The following is a 22,837-nucleotide window of genomic DNA, read 5'->3' on the forward strand; positions in this document are numbered from 1 at the left end:
CGACCGATGAGGGTCGATCAGCCCGTGAGAACTTCGAGAGCGCAGACGGCGGCGAACAGAGCCGCCATCATTGCAAGAATGAGATTGGATGCGCACCAGCCGCCCGGGCCGGCGCTCCCGTGAACAGGAGCGCCAGTGCGGACAGGAAGGGTGCGGTTACGTCGGGGAGTATCCTTCGTCATGGCACCACCTCAAAATACCTGGCCGGCGGCCATGACCAGATGTTCCACGACCGGACCAAGCGCCAGGGCCGGCAGGAAGGTGAGGCCACCGACGACCACGATCGTGCCGACGAGCAGACCGACGAAGAGCGGGCCGTCCGTGGGGAAGGTGCCGGCTGATGCCGGAACGGTCTTTTTGGTAACCAGCGAGCCGGCAATCGCCAACGCCGGGATGATCACAAGAAAACGTCCCATCAACATGCCAAAACCAAGCGTGATGTTGTACCAGGTCGTGTTGCCCGTGAGGCCGCCGAAGGCAGAGCCGTTGTTGGCAGCAGCCGAGGTATAGGCATACAGAATCTCGGAGAACCCGTGCGGTCCGGCTGTGCCGACCGACGCGACCGCCGAGGGCAGGATGGTGGCGGTGGCTGTGAAAACCAGCATGGCGAGCGGCAGGCAGAGAATGGCCAGAACCGCCATCTTCATCTCCTTGGCCTCTATCTTCTTGCCGAGATACTCTGGCGTGCGCCCGACCATCAGCCCCGCCACGAAAATGGCGATGATGATGAAGAGAAGAATGCCATAGAAACCCGCGCCAACGCCGCCGACGATTACCTCACCCAGTTGCATGTTGATGAGCGGAATGAGACCACCGAGCGCCGTGAAGCTGCCATGCATGGCGTTGACCGCACCGCAGGAGGCAGCGGTGGTGATGACCGCAAAGAGCGACGAGAGTGCCACGCCGAAGCGAGCTTCCTTGCCTTCCATGTTGCTTCCGGCAAGGCCGAAGCTGTGCATCAGCGGATTTCCGGCTGCTTCCGCCCAATAGGTCACTGCAACACCGGCGATGAACAGAACACCCATGGCAGCAAGGATTGCCCAGCCCTGACGGGTGTTGCCGACCATACGGCCGAAGACGTTGGTGAAGGCAGCACCGATCGCGAAGATCGACACCATCTGGATCATGTTGGAGATGGCATCAGGGTTTTCGAACGGATGCGCGGAATTGGCATTGAAGAAACCGCCGCCATTGGTGCCGAGCATCTTGATCGCCAGCTGCGACGCTACCGGGCCGACTGCGATCGTCTGCCGCGCGCCTTCAAGCGTCTGGGCGCCGACATAAGCGCCAAGCGTCTGCGGCACGCCGAGCCATACGTAAACCAGGGTAAGCACGATACAGGCAGGCAGCAGGATGTAGAGCGTCGAGCGCACCATATCCACCCAGAAATTGCCGATGGCCTTGCCGGAAGCGCGCGCGAAGGCGCGGATTAGCCCGATTGCAATCGCCATGCCCGTCGCGGCAGAAACAAAGTTCTGCACGGTGAAACCAGCCATCTGGGTCAGATAGGACATGGTGCTTTCGCCACCATAATTCTGCCAGTTGGTGTTGGTGACGAAGCTGACTGCCGTGTTGAAAGACAGTTCCGGCCCGACTGCTGCCATTCCTTCCGGATTATATGGCAACATACCCTGAAAACGCATCAGGGCGTAAAGCAGGGCAAAACCAAAGAGGTTGAAGAGGAGCATGGAACACGCATAGGTCGTCCAGTGCTGTTCTTCGCGCTCGCTTGTCCCGGCAAGGGCATAAAGGCCACGCTCGACGGGTGCGAGAACCGGCGAAAGCAGGGTGCGTTCGCCATTGAAGACTCGCGCCATATAGAAGCCAAGAGGCTTCACCAGCGCGACAACGATCCCGCAGAAAAGCAGGATCTGAAACCATCCATTGAGGGTCATGGTATTGAACTTTCAATAGCCGCCGCTTCCCGATCAGAAGCGTTCGGGGCGAATGAGAGCATAGGTGAGGTAGGCGGCGATAAAGACGGTGACGGCACCGCTCAAAACATAGTCGAATAACATCTCGACCTCCGCCTAAAGCCGGTCGCAGGCGCGCGTATAGGCAAAGCAGAGCGCGAAAAACACCGTGGCTGCGCCGATCAGAATAACGTCCATCATCGATGGAACTCCTTTTTTAACCGAGGAGCCGGACAGGAAGAAAAGCGCCGTCATGTGGGACGTCGCTTTTCATTCTTTCTGGCTGGGAAGAAACACCATCCCTTCCCGCACAGAAGAATGCACCCGAACCGCATAAAGGTTCGAGACGGCCGCAGATGGAATAAAATAGGAATCCCATAGGAATTTCGATGCTCGCCATGCGGGCATTGCAGCCGCTACTTAAGAGAGCGAGCCGTCTTTGAACGCGGAAACGATCTTTTCCGCCGGGCTGTTGGCGGCAATCAACGCCGCAAGCAGTATACGCGCCTGTCCGGGGCGCAGCGTTGACGAATGGATGGCGCCGGCCGCGACCAGATCGTGACCACCGCCGCCACCGCCGTAACTCGCCACCAGCAGTCCTTCCGGGACCCTGCTGGAAACGACGACGGGAACGCCTCGCTCGGCACAGCGCTTCACGGCCACAGCGATGCCCGGATTGGCGTTGCCGGAGCCAAGTGCGGCAAGCACGACCCCATCCGCACCGGCCTGCAGGCTCGCCTCGATATGGGCGGCATCACAACCGGGATAAATGGCAACGATATCAACCCGCAGATCGGCGAGGGGCACAGCAAGCTCCAGCGCTGCGGCATGGGCCGCCGGCCGCGCAGAGCGGAACGCATCCGCCGCATCCGCGCTCAGCTTGTACAGCCCCCATGCCGGCAGACATCTGCCGCCGAAGGATAAAAGCACGCCGCGTTCGGCATTCGTCTGATCAAGCGCCGTTTCTATGGCCGCGGCCAGATTGGACGGCCCGTCCGCATTCGGATGGTCGGCCGTAAACTGTGCGCCGGTGAAGACAACCGGCTTGGTGATGGCATGCTGCAAATGCACGAGCAGCGAGGATTCTTCCATCGCATCGGTTCCATGCAGAACGACGACACCGGTGACAGCGGGATCATTGAGCTCCACGCCTACCGCATCGCTGATGCGCTGCATGTCGGCCAATGTCAGGCTGGAGGAATCCTTCGCCATCAGATCGACCGGCTTCAGCCTCGCGTTGATTTGCGGAACCAGTGCAAGCAGGTCTTCACCCGAAAGGCTTGGTGTGCTGGCGCCATCGGCGCCGCGCCTGCTGGCGATGGTACCACCGGTGGCGATGACCGCCACCAGTGGAGCTTCACCATGCCCGCTCAATGCGATGCTCCCGCGCCTGCACGTTCGCCGGCCAGACGGTGGATACGCTCGCGCAGCATATACCAGCCGATGACCAGCGCCGGGATGATGACCAGCAGCGAAGCGATGGTCCACGAGCCGACAGGGTAATCAAAAGCCATCAGCACCAGCACGCCGAACAGGAAGACGAGTGTGAGAATGCCAGTGTAAGGCGCACCGAACATGCGGAAATCCGGGCGAGCCAGTTCGCCGCGCCTGGAAAGCTGCCACAGTTTGAGCTGGCAGAGCACGATGACGGCCCATGCGCAGATGATGCCGAGCGCCGACAGGTTGAGTGCAATTTCGAAGGCCGCAGCTGGCACGACGGCGTTCAGCGCCACACCGAGAACGGTGACGGCGGCGGTCACCGCAATACCGCCATAGGGCACGCCGGCCTTGTTCATCTTTGCCAGCGCTGCCGGCGCCGATCCAGAGACCGCCATCGAATGAAGAATCCGGCCGGTAGAATAAAGCCCGGCATTGAGCGAAGACAGCACGGCGGTTAGCACCACAAGGTTCATGATCACATCCGCACCCTGAACACCGATGGAACCGAAGAAGGTAACGAAGGGGCTCTCGCCAGCCTTATAGGCGGTATAAGGCAGAAGCAGCGTGAACAGCAATACCGAGCCGACATAAAACACCACGAGGCGCAGCACCACGGCGCGGATGGCGCGGGGCATGACCTTGCGCGGGTCTTCGGTTTCCCCTGCCGCCGTGCCGATCAGTTCGATCGAGGCGTACGCGAACACTACCCCCTGAATGATGACGAAGGCGGGAAGAATGCCGTTCGGGAAGAAGCCGCCATTGTCGGTGATAATGCTGAAGCCTGTCACATGCCCTTCAATGGGCGTGCCAAAGATGACGAAATAGACGCCAACGACGAGGAAGATCGCAAGCGCCAGCACCTTGATCAGGCTGAACCAGAACTCAAGCTCGCCAAAAACCTTCACCGACAGCATGTTCATCGCCAGCACGACCAGAAGTGCCGTCAGCGCAAACACCCATTGGTCGATGCCCGCCAGCCAGGGGACGTAGTGCTTGAAGAAGTTCATATAGAGCGCAACGGCGGTCACATCGGCCACCGAGGTCATTGCCCAGTTCAACCAATACATCCAGCCGGCAAAGAAAGCCATCTTCTCGCCATAGAACTCGCGGGCATAGGACACGAACGAGCCGGAACTCGGGCGATGCATGATTAGTTCGCCAAGTGCACGCAGCACCAGAAACGCAAAGAAGCCGCAAAGCGCATAAACGAACACCAGCGCCGGACCGGCCTGCGCCAGCCGTCCACCGGCGCCCAGGAACAGCCCGGTGCCAATTGCGCCACCAATCGCGATCATCTGGATCTGACGCGGTTTGAGTGCCTTGTGGTATCCGAGGTCTTCTTCCGTGAAGACCTCGCGTTCGGCAGGTGCCGTTTTTACAGATTTCATTGATATTTCTCCTCCCAATGAATTTGCTTTGCAGTCGGCGATACGCCGGAAATCAAAATTGGAACTGGCACGCTCGGCGCTGGATACAGCGCCAGCAAGCTCATGCATCGCTGTAAAGCTGCATGACAGATTTTTGCCCTCATAATTGCAGAGAATGCTGTTCGTCAAGGGGATCGAAGCATTATTGACCTTCGTACGGCGAAGGATTAAGGTCGAAAAATCTGTAAGACAGCTTTACAGATTTAGGTAACGCTTTGAGCTATTGGAGGAAAAAGTGGGCGTGACGCGCATGGAGCATGATTTGCTCGGAACGAAGGAAATTCCGGCAGATGTTTATTGGGGCGTGCACACGGCGCGCGCGGTGGAGAACTTTCAGATCACCGGCGTAACGATCGGCCACAACCCCTATCTCGTCAGGGGACTGGCCTATGTGAAGGAGGCCGCCGCCCTCGCCAATCACGAGCTTGGCTTGCTTGACCAGGAGCGGATGGAAGCAATCGTCAGGGCCTGCCGCGAAATTCGTGAGGGTGCGCTTCACGAGCAGTTCGTCGTGGATGAAATTCAGGGCGGTGCTGGCACTTCCACCAACATGAACGCCAACGAGGTCATCGCCAACCGGGCACTTGAACTGCTCGGCCTCGCGAAAGGCGATTATGCCCACCTTCACCCCAACGACCACGTCAATCTCAGCCAGTCAACCAACGATGCTTATCCGACGGCGGTCAATGTAGGAATGATCGAAGCGATCGACGATCTCGCGGCTTCGATGGGTGTGCTGAAAGACGCGTTCGATCGCAAGGCACAGGAGTTTTCCGGCTTCATCAAGCTGGGACGGACGCAATTGCAGGATGCCGTGCCGATGACGCTCGGTCAGGAGTTCCGCACTTTCGTGGTGATGCTGGGCGAGGATCAGGCCCGCCTCATCGAATCCGCAGCCCTGCTGCACGAGATCAATCTCGGCGCCACCGCCATCGGCACCGGGCTCAATGCACCGCGCGGTTATGCGGCGCTTGCCTGCCAGCATCTGGCGCGCTTGACCGGACGCCCGCTGGTGACGGCCGCCGACCTGATCGAAGCGACGCAGGACCCCGGCGCATTTGTGCATCTGTCCGGCGTGTTGAAACGTGTCGCCGTCAAACTGTCAAAAACCTGCAACGACCTTCGCCTGCTCTCTTCCGGCCCACGCGCCGGCATCGGCGAAATCACCCTGCCCTCCGTTCAGGCAGGGTCGAGCATCATGCCGGGCAAGATCAATCCGGTCATTCCCGAAATGGTCAATCAGGTGGCTTATGCGGTAATCGGCAACGACATCACCATCACAATGGCCGCCGAAGCCGGGCAGCTTCAGCTGAACGCCTTCGAGCCGATCATGGTGCGTGCCCTTTCCCAGAGCATCAGCCAGCTAAGCGCCGCTTGCCGGACTTTGGCGGCACGTTGTGTCGATGGCATCGTCGCCAATCCCGCCATCATGGCACAGCGTGTGGAGGAATCGATCGGTCTCGCAACCGCGCTTAACCCGCTGATCGGATACTATGCAGCAACTGACGTCGCAAAGGAGGCGCTGGCCAGCGGCCGCACCGTCCCGCAGGTGGTGCTGGAGCGCGGCTATCTGACGGAGGCGCAACTTCAGCAGGCACTGAGCCCCCGCCACCTCGCCAACCTACCCGCGCTTACGGGTGTCGAGCCCGATCTTCTCCAATAATGGTCGTTACCACCTGCTTCACCTGACCCAGGTGAAGCTCCATCGCTTCGCGCGCATCGGGGGCTGAACCCCGCCGGATCGCCTCGACGATCCGGCGGTGCTCCAAATTCGATGCAACGCGCCGGCCAGCCATCAGGTTGACCATCTCGGACTGTTGGGAAAGAGCCTCGCGCGCATCGGCCACAACCTTGGCAAACAGTGCATTGGACGAGGCTTCCGCAATGGCGCAATGAAACTGCCCGTCCAGCAGCACCCACGGATGCGGCCTTTCCTCAGCCTCCATCCTGTCGCAGAGTTCGAGCAGAGTCTCTAGTTGGGCATCAGTGCGACGCAGCGCCGCCCAACCTGCCGCCGGCACCTCGATGAAGGGGCGTGCCTCGATCAGGTCACGGGCGGAATATGCTCCGTAACTCAATTCAGCAGGCGGTGTGGCGGTCATTACATAGGTGCCGCTGCCCGTGCGCGTCTGCGTCAACCCCAGAGTCTGGAGAGATCGCAACGCCTCGCGCACGATCGGTCGGCTGACACCATATCTTTCCGCCAGATGGGCTTCGGAGGGCAGCCGGGTTCCGACCACGAGCTGACCAGAGGTGATGGCCGAACGGATATCTTCGAACACCACTTCTGCGGCATTCTTGCGATTGATCGGCTTTGCGTCCGCAAGCCAATCCGACAACCCGCCCATCCTTGAACCCTCCGGCACCCTTGGTCTGTCAACGACGCAGAAGCAAACGCTTATCTATTGAAGGACAGCGCCGCTCCCGCAGCTAAGCCGATCTTCCTAACACTATCTGCGCCGAAGGAACAACGATGGCGGGCACATTTGCAGAATTTAAGCGGGATAGTGGCTTTGCCGGCGCCACACCCTCGCGATCACGAGGGTGTGGCTGTCTCACAGGAAATTACGTCTTGATTTCCTGTGCTTCCTGCTTGTCATCTTCGCGCGGAATGCGGAACCACGCGACATAGAGTGCCGGAAGGAACAGCAGCGTGAGCGCCGTGCCAACCACGATGCCGCCCATCATGGCATAGGCCATCGGACCCCAGAATATCTCCCGAGATATGGGGATGAGGGCAAGTGTTGCCGCCGCAGCCGTCAGCATGATCGGTCGCATGCGATGCTCGGTCGCCTCGATGACGGCGCGCCAGGCCGAGACCCCCTCGCTTCTGAGATGTTCGATCTGAACGACGAGAATGACCGAGTTTCGGATCAGAATACCGATCAGTGCCAATATGCCGAGAATGGCGACGAAACCCATCGGCGCGTTGGAGAGCAGCAGCGCTGCCACCACGCCGATCAGCGCCGTCGGGGCAACGGCAAAGACAAGAAACAGCCGGCTGAAGCTCTGCAACTGAACCATAAGGATCGTTGCCATCGCAAACAGCATCAGAGGCACCACGGCTACGATTGGCGCCTGCGAATCCGCGCTGGATTCCACCGAGCCACCTATTTCCACCTTGTACCCCACGGGGAGCGACTTTTCGAAAGCCTCGAGTTTCGGCTTCAACTGCTCCACGATCGTCGCCGGCTGCGTCGGGCCGATGATGGCAGCCTTGACCGTGACTGTCGGAATTCTGTCGCGACGCCAGATGGTCGGCTGTTCCAGCTCGTAGCGGAAATTGGCGATTGCCGACAGCGGCACGGCCTTGCCGTTCGTGGCTGGCAATTGCAGGTTCTGCAATGTTTCGATGGAGCCGCGCTCCGCCAGCTGCGCACGCGCCACCACATTGACGAGGTAGATATCATCCCTGACCTGCGTCACTGTGGAACCCTCGACAATGCTGTTCATGGCATTGGCGATGTCTTCCGAAGACACGCCCAGTTGGCGGGCCTTGTCCTGCAAAACGTCGACCTTGACCACCCGCGTCGGCTCATTCCAGTCCATGACCATGTTGGACAGCAGCCGATGTTCGCCGACGATGCCCGCCAGCTGCTGGCCGAGTTCGCGGACATGCTGGATATCCGGACCGCTCAAGCGATATTGCACCGGCTTTCCGACCGGAGGGCCGATGTCGAGCAATTTCACGAAGGCGTCGGTGCCGGTAAACGTCCGGTTCAGATAGTCCTGCAACTCAGCGCGCACCTTGTCGCGCACATCAAGCCCCTTGGTGACGATGATTGTCTGGCCGAAGGTGACATCAGGCGTCTGCACGTCAAAGGAGAGGATAAAACGTGGTGCGCCTTCACCGACATAGGTCGTCCAGTGGTCGATGTCGGGGTTTTTCGCCAGCGCTTCCTTCTCGAACTGTGCCATCTGCCGGTTGGTTTCGGCAATCGAGCTGTTTTGTGGCAGGTTCCAGTCTACGATCAGTTCCACACGGTCGGAGGCCGGGAAGAACTGCTGCTGCACGAGGCTCATGCCACCAACGGAAAGGGCAAACAACGCAACCGTGAGGATGATCGTTACCCAGCGAAAGCGCAGCGCCCGGGATAGAAGCCAGGAAAAGCCAGAGGCAAAACGGCCCTTCTTCTCATGGTGCGATTTCATCGCCTTGGGCAACATCGCCACGCCAAGCAGTGGCGTGAACACAACCGCGACAATCCACGACACGATCAGCGAAACGGCGATCACCACGAACAGGGTGAATGTGAACTCACCCGCCGCGCTGTTGTTGAGGCCGACGGGAATGAAACCGGCAACGGTGACCAGCGTACCGGTCAGCATCGGGAATGCGGTCGAAGTATAAACATAGGTCGCCGCTTTTCTGAGATCGTCGCCGACCTCGAGGCGTGCGACCATCATCTCGACAGCAATCATAGCATCGTCGACGAGAAGCCCAAGCGCGATGATAAGCGCGCCGAGAGAGATGCGTTGCAGCGAAATGCCGGTATATTCCATGTAGACAAAGGTGATCGCCAGCACGAGCGGTATGGAGACCGCAACCACCATGCCCGCCCGCAATCCGAGGCTGATGAAGCTGATGACGAGAACGATTGCAATTGCCTCGAACAGCGCCGAAGTGAAGCCGGAGACCGCCTCATCGACCACGGCCGGCTGATCGGACACGCGATGCACATCGACGCCAACAGGCAGGTCCGCCACGATACGCTTCATCTGTGCATCCAGCTCCTCGCCGAAATGCACGAGGTTCGCACCGGTTTTCATGCCTATGGCAAGACCGATGGCCGGTTGCCCGTTAAAGCGGAACAGCGAAGACGGCGGATCGACATAACCGCGCCGGATCGTCGCCACTTCCGTCAGCGGGAAGAACCGGTTGTTGACGCGCAGATTGATGGCGCGAAGGCTGTCTTCCGAGGTGAACTGGCCGCTGACACGCAGCGCAACACGTTCCGGCCCGGCATTGACGAAGCCGGACTGGGTGACAGCATTCTGGGCTTGCAGCGTCTTGATAATCGATTGCTGATCGATGCCCAGCGCTGCGATCTGCCGCGTGGAAAACTCCAGATAGATCGCCTCGTCTTGCGCGCCGATGACATCAACCTTGCCGATATTGTCGACAGTCAGAACCTTGGCACGCGCGTCCTCCACCAGATCGCGCAATTGCCGCTGGCTGAGACCGTCGCTGGTGAAGGCGTAGATATTGCCATAAACATCGCCGAAACGGTCGTTGAAGAACGGGCCGACAACGCCCGAGGGGAAGTCGCCCTTGATGTCGCCGATCATGTTGCGCACGCGCACCCAGGTGGGTTCGACATTCTTGGCTTTGGTTTCCGGCACGAGTTCCACGAAAATCGTCGTCTTGCCAGCGACTGTCTGGCTGCGCAGATAGTCGAGATTGTCGAGTTCCTCGAGCTTCTTCTCGATCCTGTCGGTCACCTGCCTGGCCACTTCCTCCGCGGAAGCGCCGGGCCATTGCGCGCTAATCACCATTGTCTTGATGGTGAAATTCGGATCTTCCTCACGTCCGAGGTTGAGATAGGAGAAAACACCGGCAAGAACGAAGACCAGCATGAAGTACCAGACGAGCGAACGGTGCTCGAGCGCCCAGTCGGAAAGATTGAATTTCTTCACTGATGGACCTCCTGATCGATCCTGATGGCTTGACCATCCTTAAGCTTGTGAACGCCGGCACTGGCGACACGTTCGCCGGGCTTGACGCCGCCGGTGATGCGCACACTGCCGCCTTCAGCGGGCTCGCCCTCTATTTTGACCGGGCGCGAGGTGACCGTGGCCGTATCGGTATTGACGATCCAGACACTCCAACCGTCTTCGGTTTTCAGCAGGGCCGACGAGGGGAGCATGATCTGCGATTCGGAGGCGGCAATTGCTGAGGCCGTGACGACCGAGCCGAGCCGGAATGTCGGCGGCGCATCCTGAAGGCTGATTTTCGTGCGGCGCGTGCGTGTTGCGGTTTCGGCTTCTGGGGCAATCTCACGCACCACGCCGGTGGTGCGTATCTTTGGGTCCAGTTGCAGGGCGATATCGAAGGTCGATCCGATATCAAGTCGCTGCGCCGCAAATTGCGGAACATCGACCACAACATCCCGCACTTCCGGGCGGGCAATGGTCACGACCGTCTGTCCGGCAGAGACGACCTGGCCAATTTCACCGGATGTCGCAGTCACCACGCCGTCAAATTCCGCGTGTAGCTGCGTATAGCCCAGTTGCTCCTCGGCCTTATCAAGATTTGCACGGGCTTTGGCGACGGCGGCATTGGCCGTTCGCGTGGCCTGCTCGGCCTCTTCAAGTGCTGCTTCCGTGCCGCTGCGGGCCTCGGCCAGCACGCGCTGACGCTGCTCGGTCGTCACCGCATTGGCCAGTTGCGCTTCGGCGTTGGATAGATCGGATTGGGCGCTCTTTACCGAAAGTTCCAGCGCGAGCGGATCGATCGAGGCCACCACATCGCCTTTCTTGACCAGATCGGCCACATCGACATTGCGGGCAATGATCCGGCCGAGAACACGAAAGCCGAGATCGGTCTGAATTCTCGATTCCACCGTGCCGGTCAGCCGCAGCGCATCGGCGCGCGTCTCCCCTACGACAACGGAGAGCACCGGGCGCGGCGCCTCAGCGGGCGCTTCCTGCTTTTCCTGGCAGGACGAGACCGCAATCGCCGGAAGCAGCAAAAACAAGCTTCTGTTTATCCTGAACATTATTGTGCCTGCCCCTTTTCATAGGCGACCTTTTCACCGGTGCGGAGAAATTTGGTCCCGCTGGTCACGACGAGATCGCCGGGAAGAAGTCCTTCCGCCACGACGAATTGACCCGTCTCATAGTCGGAGACCTCAACCCGGCGCATGGCGATTTCCGAGGACTGCGCATCGACCACCCAGACGGCGGGAAGGCCGTTCTGCGATGCCATTGCCGACCAGGGAAGCTCAATCGCCTCCACCTGCTTGAAGCGGAAATGACCCGATACCGGTGCTCCGAGCGGCATGGTCATATCGCCGTTCAGGCCAACCTTGACCCGGATCGTCCCATTGTCGGGATCGATCGTCGGGGAAATCTCCCGCACTGGTCCCTCGACAGCGCGGGCGGGATCCGACAGGAGGCTGACATTGACGAGATTGTCGATATCGCGCTCGAGGAACAGGGATTCGTAGACATCAAATACCGCATCGCGCGGCCCGTCATGCGCCAGCGTGAAAACGAGCTGAGCGGCCTGCGCCACCTGGCCGACTTCGACATTGCGCGCGGTGATCACACCATCCGCATCGGCCCTGAGTTCGGTGTAGGAAAGCGCATCGCGCGCCGTATCCAGCTGGGCCTGCGCCGATCTGACGGCGCCTTGTGTGGTGAGCAGGGTTTCCTGCGCCTTGTCGACCGCGGAGCGCGAAGTCACCTGCGTCTTGAAAAGACTTTGCTGGCGATCGAATGCCAACTGCGCCTGCGTCATCTGCGCTTCGGCAGATTGCAGGTTGGCCACCGCAACGTCGATATCCGCCTTTTGCTCTTCCGGGTCGATGCGAGCAAGCAATTGCCCGGCCTTTACCGGGGTACCCACATCCACCAGCCGCTCGGTGATCTTGCCGCTCACCCGAAAGGAAAGGTCCGTCTGGACCCGTGCCCTTACTTCGCCGGTGATGACGCTGCCACGGCCGACGGGCTTTTTCGCTGCCGCAACCACATCGACGACACGCAACGGCTTTTCAGCAGGCGGCTCTTCGTTGCTGCAGGACGACAGGGCGAAAATGCCGCCGACCGCCATTGCTAAAAGAATGCTTTTCATGGTGACCTCTTGATCTTCGCCTCACCCTATAATATTTGACTGACTGAATAGTCAATGAAATTCTTGTGTCGCCGATCGGGAACCGTCCGGACGTCAAACCTGGCTCCCCGAATGATCATTCCGAATTGCCCGGCGCGTCCTCGCGGACGCATCGGGGGATGTGCTGACATATTGAACCACGCACCACGTCTTGTAAAAATCGATTCCGGTTTTTACGCCGGTGCTATAGGCAAACCACCTGTCATTTCCGCCGATTGCGACGGGTAAAAAGGCAAGTGCCGAAAGAATACGTAGGGATCCGGGGTTATGGCAAAAGCAAAACTGACACGCGCAGAACAGAAGATACAACGTCCGTTGGAAATTCTCGACGCCGCATTCGAGGAATTCACCAAGAGAGGATTTACGGCCACGCGGGTGGAGGACATTGCCGAGCGGGTGGGAGTGACGAAAGGCACGGTCTACGTCTATTTCGAAACCAAGGAGGCTCTTTTCGAGGCGATGATCAGGCATGCCTCGGCACCTTTTCAGGAGGCATTCAAGGCTTATGCACGCACGTCGGATGATCCCGTCGAGGAGCTTCGGATGCTTCTTGAATTCCTGTTCGACGCCCTCGTCGACAATAGAAAGATGCGGGAACTGTTTCGCTTCATCGTTGCGGAAGGAGCAAAATTCCCCGATCTCATCGACCAGCACCATGACGTGGTGATGGCGCCGGTATTCGAGCGGATCAATACGATCCTCGAAGAGGGCGTGGCGAAAAAAAGGTTTAGAGCCAACCCCACGGAACTGGCCAAGGTCGTCATGTCACCCATAGTCGGAACATTGGTTTTCCGGTTGATTTTCGACGATCGGCGCAGTCTGGACAAGCAGGTCGTTCTGAAGATTCATCTCGAACTGATCATGCGCGGGCTGCTGGCATAAGCGGCATTCTCCTGCCAGACCCGGCTTTGACAAGGAGAATTAGCTTTCGATGACCCCTGATGCTGCGATCTGATACATCGCAAGAAACCTTACATGTCGGGCGCGATACAGCCACAATGCTGCGGTAAGGGTCTGTTGCCTCGAGCATATTGCTCGTATTTGAACGAGTAATTGCCATCCTGTTGCCGAGACCCGCTCACCACTCCAACTTTTCAGCGATTTTAGTTGCCGAGACGAGCTGTGCTCCTGCGCGAGAATGCCAGTGCCGATTAAATTCTAGTACCCTTCAATCAATTTGAGGTCACCCTGCCCCTCTGTGCAAACAGCGCCGGTACAATTAGACAGAACAGGTTCCAGCCGCGCAGAGTTGTGCGAGATCCTCGCCGAGCAGATCGACTTAATTAACCGTTTCAGATTTCAGGAGCGAGCTTACAGCTCGAATATTTATGAACAAAACAGTGAATGCCCGCGCCGAGCAGAGCACGGAACCGCCGCGGCAACGCGTGTTGGCTCGAGATCGGGCTATTCCAGAAAACGACCGCCAGCGCGGTGGACACTTTTTTCGAAATGCAGGCGACCAGAAGGATTGCTATCAACCATGACCGCGACGTTAACAGCCCAATTACCTGGCGGCGCGAGTGAAAAGGCCCTGCTTAAAATACTTTCGAATTATCGCAAACCCCGGACGGGCCGCAGCCTGTACGAACTTGCCGTGACGCTTGTTCCCTTTGTATTCCTTTGGGCAGCAGCGTCGGTATCGATTCATTTTGGTTACTGGCTTGGCCTGCTTCTGGTGATCCCCGCAGCCGGATTCCTGTTGAGGCTCTTCATACTGCAACACGATTGCGGACACGGCTCTTTTTTCGGGCGCCGTCGATGGGATGACTGGACGGGTCGCGCAATCGGTATCCTGACGCTGACGCCCTACGACTATTGGCGCCGCGCGCATGCGGAACACCATGCGTCAGCCGGCAATCTCGATGAGCGAGGGGTTGGCGACATTACAACTCTGACCGTGACCGAATATCGTGCACTCTCCCCACGCGGAAAACTCGGTTATCGCTTGTACAGGCATCCGCTGGTGATGTTCGGCATCGGTCCTGCTTTCCTGTTTCTGTTCAAACAAAGGCTACCGTTTGGCATGATGCGGTCTGGAGCGTTGCCCTGGATTTCGACAATGGCAACAAATGCCGGTGTGGCCGTATTGGCCATTCTCCTTATCTGGGCGATAGGGCTCGTGCCTTTTCTGTTGGTTCATCTGCCAATAGTGCTGCTTGCCGGGTCAGCAGGTGTCTGGCTGTTTTATGTCCAGCACCAGTTTGAAGAAACCCACTGGTCCAAGCCTCCGGAATGGGCTTTTCCCCATGCGGCGATGCATGGCGCCTCGTATTACGATCTTCCGGGTCCGCTGCGTTGGATCACCGGCAATATCGGCATGCACCATGTCCACCATTTGTCGAGCAGGGTGCCTTTTTACAGGTTGCCAGAGATTCTGCACGACTACCCGGAGCTTGCGAAACTTGGTCGCATCAGCCTTCGCGACAGCCTGGGCTGCGTAAAGCTCATTCTGTGGGACGAATCCACAAAACGGCTGATTTCGCTACGTGAGGCAGAAAAGCAACCGCGATAGACGAGAGCTGGAACGACGCAATACCCCTTGAGCCGGTGCGTGAGGTATCATTCCGCTAAATGCAGAACCGACCCCAATGAGACGTGGCCAACAGTGTAGGTTTGCATTGTTTCAGTAACGGCCGGCACTGTCGGCCAGAGGTTGAACTGTAGCAGCAGCCATTTTGTTGGATCGAATGCGGCTATGGCCGCGAGCGCGCCGGCCCTGATTGATGAACGCGCGTCCGCGGTCGCCGTATCGCGCAGCTTGGCCAGATCAGAATGGGGCGCTATGGACCGGACCTCCCGTGTGGCATATCGCGAGGCTGTAAGATCAGGTACGTGGTCGGCGTGCCAGACCAGCCACGTCTGCACCGACGGCCAGCCGAAGTCCCGTGTCAGAACCGCAAAACCTGGACCGGACAGGAAGCTGTCTATCCCTTCTGGCTCGTCCCAAAGATAGAACGGCGCGTAGAGGTTTTCAGCACTGGTGAAGCCGGCATCCTGCTTTCTCGCCGAAAGATAGGCCTTGAAACGCAGGCGTGGAAAGCCATCGAGCAGCGGCCCCTTCTCCCTTATGCGCCGGTCTATGATCGCCATGTCGTAGCCGGCAGGCAGCGTGAAGCTGTATTGCATGGCGATCATGATGTGCTCTCCTCTTTTTTGACAGGTTCCATCCAGTGGACGGCAGTTCCACTCCTGACCGGCTGGACGCTGAGATAGCTGAAGGGACAGGACGGCGCGGCGCCATGCCAATGGGCTTCGCCGGGCGCAAACCACACCGCATCTCCGGCACGGACTTCACGCGGATCGTCACCGTTGCGTTGGACGAGACCGATGCCATCCAGCACGAAGAGAAGCTGGCCGCGCGGATGACTGTGCCAATGGGTCACGACCCCCGGCGGCACAAAAGCGCGCATTGCCGTCATCTCGCCATCGATCCGGCTCGATAACAGCATCTGGACGAGGAAGGCCCCGCTGGAGATACCCTCAGGTGCCGCAACTATTCCGTCACCGGCTCGACGCACGCTCATGGTGGATGGACAGGCCGGTTGCATCTCGAAAAAATCGGTCATCGGCCACTCCCATCCGCTGGTGTGCCTGCTGAAACGCCTGATGCAAAGGACCAGTCATCAAACGTCGAGTTGACGATGGCGACCATCACATCCTCCGGCCTCACACCGGGCGACACCGCCAGATTTTCGACGAGCCTCGCATAGAAGCGCGCCTTGGTTTCCGGCGATCGCGTCTTACCCGTGGTGATATGAAAGAAAATGAAATCATCCGACCGAGGGCCGCCGCGATATGTTCGGTCGAAGATCAGTTCGCCCGGTTGGTGCTGGTGGATTGCAGCGAAGCGGTCGTTTTCCGGAACGTCAAAGCAGTCGACAAGCGCGCGGTCGAGACTGTCGGAAACCGCCTTGAGATAGTCGGTGGATTTGCCCGCAAGCAAAGATATTCGGGTGAAAGGCATGGATGCGCTCCGTTCAAGAGGATTGACAGCCACACTATGAAACGACATCATCATCCTGAAAATCAAATTATTCAGGACATTACGTCCTGATTTTAGGGACATTTAATTTGCGCCTTACCCATCTGGATCTGGACGCGCTCCGCAGTTTCGTGATTGGCATCGAGAGCGGGTCGTTCGCGCAGGCCGCAGACAGACTGGGGCGTTCGACCTCTGCGGTCAGCGCACAACTCAAGAAGCTGGAGGACCAGACCGAAACCGCTCTGGTGCGCAAATCCGGCCGGGGGCTGGCGCTGACCGAGAGCGGCGAAGTGCTGCTGTCCTATGCCCGCCGCATATTGAGCCTGAATGACGAGGCGATCAGCGCCGTTCGCGGGCCGGAACTCGCAGGCTGGATCCGCCTCGGGATTCAGGAGGATTTCGGAGAAACCGTGTTGCCGCAGGTGCTGGGCCGTTTCGCACGCGCCCATCCGCGGGTTCGGATCGAAGGGCGCATCGCTCGCAATAGCGAATTGCGGGAGAAGGTCGAGTCCGGCCATCTTGATCTCGCCTTGGCCTGGAACGACGACACGGCTTCGCCAGCTGAAACGGTTGCATCCATGCCACTGTGCTGGCTGGGCGCGGCGGAAACAGAAACTGTCTGGCAGACCGGCGAAAAAGAGCCGCTGCCACTTGCAGTTTTGGAAGCGCCGTGCGTTTTACGTAGCATTGCCTGCAACCACCTTGATCAACAGCGTATCGCCTGGCGCATTGCATTCGTCAGCCCGAGCCTCGGCGGGTTGTGGGCTGCGACAGCCGCAGGCCTTGGCATCGCACTTCGCACACCGTTCGGCCGGCCGCCTTCCGTACGGGTTCTCGATCCACTCACCAACGGTTTGCCGCAACTCCCGTCGCTGGGGCTCAGCCTTCTTCGCTCCGGAAAAGACGAAAATCCAATCAGCGCCCATCTCGCCACGATCATCCGCCAAGCCTTGCAGGAAACGCTGCCGGAAGCATGGATAGTGCGACCGTAATCGCTGAAACAGCATAAGCTTCCGCCAAGATTATAGGTACGGCGAAGCTGCGGGGGAATCTTGGCCCCGGCTCAAGGCTTGCGCTCGATTCACTAAAATTCCGCATAATATCTTTCATTATCATAATAAACATGATTATCTGCGGAAATGGATTCAACAGACCGCAAAATCATTAGTCTTCTTGCAGAAGACGCCCGCCGCTCTCTGGCCGATATCGGAAATGTCGTGGAGCTTTCCGCTTCGGCCGTGAACGAGCGCATCCGACGCCTGACGGCCAGCGGGGCGATCCGTCGCATCACCGTTGATGCCGATCCATCCGCATTCGATTTGCCCGTGATCGCCTTCGTGTGGATCGCGTTGGCACCGGATGCGGACGAGGCCGCGTTTCGTGTCTATGCGGCGTCGCAGTCCGCTATTGCGGAATGTCACCATGTGACCGGGCAGTGGTCCTACCTCGTCAAAGTTCACGTCGGGTCGCTGGCGGAGATCGAAACCTTTCTGGCGACAATGAAACAGAACGGGTTCCTTGCCCGTACCGAAACGATCATCGCCCTGTCTTCTGTCGTGCCGGGACCATTTATGCCGAAGGAAAGCGTGGACTGATGGAACTGATGCTCGTTTTGAAAAGCATTGTGCTGGGCCTTGCGGTCGCAGCCCCGCTCGGCCCCATTGGCGCCCTCTGCATCAACCGGACCCTTGAGCGCGGGTTCTGGGCGGGAGTGGCAGGTGGCCTTGGGACTGCTCTGGCGGATGCCGTGTATGCCAGCCTCGCAGCACTCGGCTTTTCCGCTTTTGCGGCGACCCTCGCGACAATCGATACGCCGCTCAAAATCGTCGGCGGCCTTTTCATGCTGTGGCTCGGCTGGAAAAGCCTGAGGCCCAAACCTCTGGCAGAAGCGGCCAAGGTTGGAGCGCGCGATCTGCTCGGCACCATCACCGCGACCTTTTTCCTGACGATCACCAACCCCATGACGATACTGTCCTTTGCAGCAATTTTCGCGGGTCTCGGCCTTGCTGACGCATCGGGAGCGACGAGCGCGTTTTTTGTGGTCGCGGGCGTTTTTCTAGGGTCTTTATTGTGGTGGTTCATGTTGAGCGGCGGCGTTGCATTTGCCCGGCAGCGCCTTCCCACCACCTTTGCCCGCTGGGTTTCCCGCCTGTCCGGAGTGATCCTTGTCTTATTCGGGCTTTTTGCCCTAGGTTCACTTGCCTGGGGCATGATGGCTCATTGAAATGCAACGGTTTTGTCTGCGGCTCCAACTTCTGGGAAAATCGGCGCTCCCTCCACGACCGCATCGAGATCGGCGTCGTCGACGATGAAGGGCGCATTGCCGCCAAGTTCCAGTCCCAGTTTCTTGATGGTCGGCGCGCATTGCCGGTAGAGATGTTCTCCCGTGCTCGCCGACGAGCATGGGATCATTAAGATGCATATTTCCGACCCTCAACAGAAAACCTGCGCCGACGCGGGATCGAAGGCCAGATGCACGAGATCACCACGGTTGAGGCCCGAAATCGCCTCATGGCCAAATGGCAGGCGCACGGCAAAGGGCTCTCCCGAACCTGTATGGGCGACGACATGGACGTTGTTGCCAAGGAAGGTGATATCGCTGACGGTGGCCTGAAAACCGGCGTAAGAGCCGGGCCTGTTGCGGCTGAGCTGTAAACGCTCCGGACGCAGCATCAGCGCCGCCTTTTTTCCCGGCGCAGCTTCGCCATGAACCGGAATTTGGTCAAAGACGATATTCTGCCCGAGCGAAACCGTCGCCTTGCCGCCCGAGGCGGCGAGGAGATCGCAGGCGATGAAGTCGCTGTCACCGATGAATTCGGCCACGAAGCGGGTGGTGGGGTGAGCGTAAAGCTCCGGCCCCGTACCGATCTGGTCAATCACGCCTTTTGAAAACACCGCGATCCGGTCGGAAAGACGCAAGGCCTCTTCCTGATCGTGAGTGACGTAAAGGATCGTTACTTCCGTCTGCTGGTGGATGCGACGGATTTCGAACTGGATCTCTTCCCTGAGCTTCTTGTCGAGCGCCGAGAGCGGCTCGTCCATCAGAAGAACCGGCGGATCATAAGCGAGCGCCCTTGCCAAGGCCACGCGCTGCTGCTGGCCGCCCGACATCTGCGCAGGCTTTCTGTCCTCGAAACCTTCGAGACGAACGAGCCTCAGCATCTCCTTCACCTTCGCATCGATTTCCGCCTTGCTCTTTCGGCGCACTTTCAGCGGAAAGGCGATATTCTCGCCAACAGACAGATGCGGAAACAGCGTGTAACGCTGGAAGACCATGCCGATATTGCGCTTGTGCGACGGCGTGGAGAGCAGGCTTTCGCCGTTCAGCAGGATGTCGCCCGCCGTCGGCTGTTCGAAACCGGCCAGAATGTAGAGCGTCGTGCTCTTGCCCGAACCGGATGGTCCGAGAAACGTCATGAACTCGCCCGGCTGCACCTCGAGATTGACATCCTGAACGGCGACGACCGGTCCGTATTGCTTGGCGATGCCGCGAATTTGCAGGAGCGGTTTGGTCATGTTTTCAATCCTTTTCGCACAGCCGCGACAAGCAGCATGAGAATGATGGTCACCGCGATGAGAAGCGTCGATGCAGCGGCGATCACCGGCGTCAGATCCTGCCGCAGCGTCGCCCAGATTTTCACCGGCAGCGTCTGCAACGTTGGACTTGCCATGAAGATCGCCAGCACCACCTCATCCCAGGAAGTGAGGAAAGAAAAGATCGCGGCTGAGAACAGGCCATGGCTGATGGCCGGCAAGGTGATGCGGATTTTGGCCTGCAGCGGGCTCGCGCCGCATAGCACTGCAGCGTCTTCGATCGATTTATCGAAACCCTCGAGCGCGCTGGTCAACGCCAGAATGGAGAAAGGCAGCGCCACGACAAGATGGGCAATGACAAAGCCCGTGGTGGTGCCCGCAAGGCCGAGCTTCAGGAAAAAAGCATAAAGCGCCACCGCCAGCACCACGACAGGCAGGATCATCGGCGTCATGAACAAAGCACGCAGACCCTCGCGCCCAATGAAACGCCCCCGCACCAGGCCGAAGGAGGCCACGAGGCCGATCAACACCGACAGGACTGTGACCATCACGGCGATACGCAGGCTTGTCCAGGCAGCATCCAGCCACCTCGGATCGGCAAAGAAATCCGCATACCATTTCAGCGTCCAGCCGGGCGGCGGAAAGATCAGCCATTGCGACGAGCCGAAGGACAAAGCGGCGATGAAGACAATCGGCAGGATAAGGAATGCCGCTGTCAGCACGGTGATGAAAAGGAGCAGCCACTTCCATGCGCCAAGGCTGTTGTAGTTCAAAAGCATGTCAGCGCCCCCCTGCCCCGGCCGCGCCGAAGAATTTCAGCTGGATTGCGTAAAGCGTCAGCGTCACCACCAGAAGCACCAGCGCCGCTGCCCCGCCCATGCCCCAGTTGACGAGAGACTGCACGAATTGCGCGATAAGCTCGGCCAGCATCATGTTCGCCGTGCCGCCCAGCAGCGCCGGGGTGACGAAATAGCCAAGCGACATGACGAACACCATCAGCGCGCCGGAGATCATACCCGGAGCGGCAAGTGGAATGAGAACGCGGGTCAGCGCCTGAAAGCGGGTTGCCCCGCACAGCGCCGCCGCCTGGAGAATGGCCGGATCGATCTTGCGGATGACGCCGTAGAGCGGAATGATTATGAACGGCAGCATGATATAGGTCATGCCGATCGTGACGCCGGTCAGGTTGTTGACCAGTGCAAGCGGCTTGTCGATGATGCCAAGGCCCATCAGCGTCTTGTTGACGACACCCGTCCGCTGCAACAGCACCATCCAGGCATAGGTGCGTGCCAGAAGGTTGGTCCACATGGACAGAAGCAAAATTGCGAAAACGACGGAGGCAAGCCGCGACGGCATGATGGCAAGCGCCCACGCGACAGGAAAACCGATGACCAGCGTTACGAGCGTGACCAGCGCCGAGACCGCGAATGTATTGAAGAAAATCTTCAGGTAGGTGGAGCTGCCCAGCAATGCGGCGTAATTGCCAAAGCCCAGAACAGGCTCGGTAACGCTGCGCGACAGCAGGATGATAACCGGCACGACGAAGAACAGGGCAAGCAGAACGAATGCCGGCAGGGTGGCGGCAAAATTGCCGGGCCGGAAGGGCATCCGCACCTTCGTCTTCGGGCTTTCTGTTTCATCGGTAAGCGAGACCATGCCCAAACCTCCCCGGAGGTGAAAATTTGCGCGGGCGCTTTTGGCTGCCCGCGCCGTTGCCTTACTTGGCCTGCCAGGCGTACCAGCGCTCACCGATCTCGTCGCGATGTTGCGCCCAGTAGTTCATGTCGGCATTGACCTGGCTCGCTGTCTGCTGGTCAGGCAGGGTCTTTGCCGTTTCCGGATCCATCAGCTTTGCGGATTCGACATTGACCGGGGCATAACCCGTGGCAGACGCCATATCCGCCTGCGCCTGCGCGGAGGTCGCAAGAGCGATGAACTTCATCGCCGCGTCCTTGTTCTTCGTTCCCTTGGGAACCACGAGGGAATCCGCTGCCGTGATGTTCTGCTCCCAGGAGGTCTCCACCTTCACACCGCTTTTCTCAAGCGCTGTCATGCGGCCGTTCCAGACGCTGCCGAAGGGTGCCTCCGCAGAAGCGATCAACTGCTGCGATTGCGCACCGCCAGACCACCAGATGATATCGGATTTGATCGTGTCCAGCTTCTTGAAGGCGCGATCGAGATCGAGCGGGTATAGCTTGTCGGCGGCAACACCATCGGCCAGCAGGGCTGCTTCGATCACACCCGGTGCGGACCATTTGTAAAAGGTGCGCTTGCCGGGAAACTTTGCCGTATCGAAAAGGTCGGCCCAGCTCTTGGGGCAGGCGGCTACAGCATCGACATTGCAGCCGATGACGAAGGAATAATAGAAGCTTCCGACGGAGTAGTCAGTGACGAAACGAGGGTCGAGCTTCGTTTTGTCGATGACGGCGAAATCAAGCTTCTCCAGCAGGCCCTTCGGCCCGGCCTGCGCGGCGTAGTCGCCCTCCACGTCGACCACATCCCATGTCACGCCGTTCGCCTCGACCATGGCTTTCAGCTTGCCATAGTCCGTCGGGCCATCCTGAAGCACGTTGATGCCGGTCGCCACCATGAATTTTTCGGCCCAGGCCGCCTTCTGGGCGTCCTGCGTGGTTCCTCCCCAGCTGGAAAAAACCAGATCATTCGCCTGTGCGGATGCGCCCAGGGTGAAAATTGCTGCGCATGTCAT

Annotated in this window: 23 protein-coding genes and 1 pseudogene; 6 read left to right on the forward strand and 18 right to left on the reverse strand. The window is 59.0% G+C overall.

The window, feature by feature from the left end; all coding sequences use genetic code 11:
- Positions 1-17 precede the first annotated feature (17 nt).
- From ASD46_RS27480 to ASD46_RS14370, 6 genes are all read right to left on the reverse strand, one after another.
- Positions 18-182 (reverse strand): hypothetical protein, encoded by a 165-nt coding sequence (locus ASD46_RS27480; RefSeq protein ID WP_162995269.1) that lies wholly within the window; start codon positions 180-182, stop codon positions 18-20.
- 9 nt (positions 183-191) lie between these two features.
- Positions 192-1,895 (reverse strand): potassium-transporting ATPase subunit KdpA, encoded by a 1,704-nt coding sequence (gene kdpA / locus ASD46_RS14355; protein ID WP_060642485.1) that lies wholly within the window; start codon positions 1,893-1,895, stop codon positions 192-194.
- A 33-nt stretch (positions 1,896-1,928) separates the two neighbouring features.
- Positions 1,929-2,018 (reverse strand): K(+)-transporting ATPase subunit F, encoded by a 90-nt coding sequence (gene kdpF, locus ASD46_RS14360; protein ID WP_003511473.1) that lies wholly within the window; start codon positions 2,016-2,018, stop codon positions 1,929-1,931.
- Between the two features lie 12 nt (positions 2,019-2,030).
- Complete coding sequence (locus ASD46_RS27115; RefSeq protein ID WP_003497749.1) at positions 2,031-2,168, reverse strand: hypothetical protein; 138 nt, start codon at positions 2,166-2,168, stop codon at positions 2,031-2,033.
- Between the two features lie 165 nt (positions 2,169-2,333).
- Positions 2,334-3,287 (reverse strand): asparaginase, encoded by a 954-nt coding sequence (locus tag ASD46_RS14365; protein ID WP_025595362.1) that lies wholly within the window; start codon positions 3,285-3,287, stop codon positions 2,334-2,336.
- Positions 3,284-4,741: an amino acid permease gene (locus ASD46_RS14370; protein WP_025595361.1), complete on the reverse strand. Its 1,458-nt coding sequence runs from the start codon at positions 4,739-4,741 to the stop codon at positions 3,284-3,286. Before ASD46_RS14370 ends, ASD46_RS14365 begins: the two co-directional genes overlap by 4 nt.
- 289 nt (positions 4,742-5,030) lie before the next feature.
- Between ASD46_RS14370 and ASD46_RS14375 the strand changes: the two genes are divergently transcribed.
- Entirely contained in the window at positions 5,031-6,443 is a 1,413-nt protein-coding gene (locus ASD46_RS14375; RefSeq protein ID WP_029658855.1) for an aspartate ammonia-lyase, read from the forward strand.
- Here ASD46_RS14375 and ASD46_RS14380 read toward each other — a convergent pair.
- From ASD46_RS14380 to ASD46_RS14395, 4 genes are all read right to left on the reverse strand, one after another.
- The gene (locus ASD46_RS14380; RefSeq protein ID WP_025595359.1) at positions 6,412-7,128 is read right to left on the reverse strand and encodes a FadR/GntR family transcriptional regulator; all 717 of its coding nucleotides are present in this window, start codon (positions 7,126-7,128) and stop codon (positions 6,412-6,414) included. The genes ASD46_RS14375 and ASD46_RS14380 overlap by 32 nt on opposite strands.
- Before the next feature lie 217 nt (positions 7,129-7,345).
- Positions 7,346-10,417 carry an efflux RND transporter permease subunit gene (locus ASD46_RS14385; RefSeq protein WP_025595358.1) on the reverse strand — a complete coding sequence of 1,024 codons (3,072 nt, stop codon included), beginning with the start codon at positions 10,415-10,417 and terminating at the stop codon, positions 7,346-7,348.
- Positions 10,414-11,499 carry an efflux RND transporter periplasmic adaptor subunit gene (locus tag ASD46_RS14390; protein ID WP_019564938.1) on the reverse strand — a complete coding sequence of 362 codons (1,086 nt, stop codon included), beginning with the start codon at positions 11,497-11,499 and terminating at the stop codon, positions 10,414-10,416. The genes ASD46_RS14385 and ASD46_RS14390 overlap by 4 nt, the downstream gene beginning before the upstream one ends.
- Complete coding sequence (locus ASD46_RS14395; RefSeq protein WP_025595357.1) at positions 11,499-12,575, reverse strand: efflux RND transporter periplasmic adaptor subunit; 1,077 nt, start codon at positions 12,573-12,575, stop codon at positions 11,499-11,501. The genes ASD46_RS14390 and ASD46_RS14395 overlap by 1 nt, the downstream gene beginning before the upstream one ends.
- A gap of 306 nt (positions 12,576-12,881) precedes the next feature.
- Here ASD46_RS14395 and ASD46_RS14400 point away from each other — a divergent pair, with 306 nt between their 5' ends.
- The gene (locus ASD46_RS14400; RefSeq protein WP_019564940.1) at positions 12,882-13,496 is read left to right on the forward strand and encodes a TetR/AcrR family transcriptional regulator; all 615 of its coding nucleotides are present in this window, start codon (positions 12,882-12,884) and stop codon (positions 13,494-13,496) included.
- Positions 13,497-14,094: 598 nt separating this feature from the next.
- Positions 14,095-15,126, forward strand: a complete 1,032-nt coding sequence (locus ASD46_RS14405) for a fatty acid desaturase (protein ID WP_025595356.1) — start codon at positions 14,095-14,097, stop codon at positions 15,124-15,126.
- Positions 15,127-15,173: 47 nt separating this feature from the next.
- Here the strand turns inward: ASD46_RS14405 and ASD46_RS14410 are convergent, their stop codons facing one another.
- From ASD46_RS14410 to ASD46_RS14420, 3 genes are read right to left on the reverse strand one after another with little or no spacing between them, the layout of a single operon-like run.
- Positions 15,174-15,749 (reverse strand): DUF4865 family protein, encoded by a 576-nt coding sequence (locus tag ASD46_RS14410; protein ID WP_019564943.1) that lies wholly within the window; start codon positions 15,747-15,749, stop codon positions 15,174-15,176.
- The gene (locus ASD46_RS14415; RefSeq protein WP_019564944.1) at positions 15,746-16,180 is read right to left on the reverse strand and encodes a cupin domain-containing protein; all 435 of its coding nucleotides are present in this window, start codon (positions 16,178-16,180) and stop codon (positions 15,746-15,748) included. The genes ASD46_RS14410 and ASD46_RS14415 overlap by 4 nt, the downstream gene beginning before the upstream one ends.
- Positions 16,177-16,578, reverse strand: coding sequence for a tautomerase family protein (locus ASD46_RS14420; RefSeq protein ID WP_019564945.1), 402 nt, complete (start codon positions 16,576-16,578; stop codon positions 16,177-16,179). Before ASD46_RS14420 ends, ASD46_RS14415 begins: the two co-directional genes overlap by 4 nt.
- A gap of 107 nt (positions 16,579-16,685) precedes the next feature.
- On the opposite strand from ASD46_RS14420, the gene ASD46_RS14425 reads away from it, so the two are divergent.
- The 3 genes from ASD46_RS14425 to ASD46_RS14435 all read left to right on the forward strand — a co-directional run bounded on the left by ASD46_RS14425 (position 16,686) and on the right by ASD46_RS14435 (position 18,820).
- Positions 16,686-17,588, forward strand: a complete 903-nt coding sequence (locus tag ASD46_RS14425; protein WP_019564946.1) for a LysR substrate-binding domain-containing protein — start codon at positions 16,686-16,688, stop codon at positions 17,586-17,588.
- Positions 17,589-17,735: 147 nt separating this feature from the next.
- On the forward strand, positions 17,736-18,191 hold the full coding sequence (locus ASD46_RS14430; protein WP_013761886.1) for an Lrp/AsnC family transcriptional regulator: 456 nt from the start codon (positions 17,736-17,738) through the stop codon (positions 18,189-18,191).
- Positions 18,191-18,820: a LysE family translocator gene (locus ASD46_RS14435; protein ID WP_003511488.1), complete on the forward strand. Its 630-nt coding sequence runs from the start codon at positions 18,191-18,193 to the stop codon at positions 18,818-18,820. Before ASD46_RS14430 ends, ASD46_RS14435 begins: the two co-directional genes overlap by 1 nt.
- Before the next feature lie 38 nt (positions 18,821-18,858).
- Here ASD46_RS14435 and ASD46_RS27800 read toward each other — a convergent pair.
- The 5 genes and pseudogenes from ASD46_RS27800 to ASD46_RS14460 form a co-directional block, all read right to left on the reverse strand.
- Positions 18,859-18,993: pseudogene (locus ASD46_RS27800) on the reverse strand (aldehyde dehydrogenase family protein); the annotation flags it as partial.
- A 36-nt stretch (positions 18,994-19,029) separates the two neighbouring features.
- Positions 19,030-20,112: an ABC transporter ATP-binding protein gene (locus ASD46_RS14445; protein ID WP_019564948.1), complete on the reverse strand. Its 1,083-nt coding sequence runs from the start codon at positions 20,110-20,112 to the stop codon at positions 19,030-19,032.
- Positions 20,109-20,909 carry an ABC transporter permease gene (locus ASD46_RS14450; protein WP_013761889.1) on the reverse strand — a complete coding sequence of 267 codons (801 nt, stop codon included), beginning with the start codon at positions 20,907-20,909 and terminating at the stop codon, positions 20,109-20,111. The genes ASD46_RS14445 and ASD46_RS14450 overlap by 4 nt, the downstream gene beginning before the upstream one ends.
- Position 20,910: 1 nt before the next feature.
- Positions 20,911-21,738 carry an ABC transporter permease gene (locus ASD46_RS14455; protein ID WP_370647636.1) on the reverse strand — a complete coding sequence of 276 codons (828 nt, stop codon included), beginning with the start codon at positions 21,736-21,738 and terminating at the stop codon, positions 20,911-20,913.
- A 109-nt stretch (positions 21,739-21,847) separates the two neighbouring features.
- Complete coding sequence (locus ASD46_RS14460; RefSeq protein ID WP_236735644.1) at positions 21,848-22,837, reverse strand: ABC transporter substrate-binding protein; 990 nt, start codon at positions 22,835-22,837, stop codon at positions 21,848-21,850.

The organism is Rhizobium sp. Root491 (assembly GCF_001427205.1).
Lineage (GTDB): Bacteria > Pseudomonadota > Alphaproteobacteria > Rhizobiales > Rhizobiaceae > Agrobacterium > Agrobacterium tumefaciens.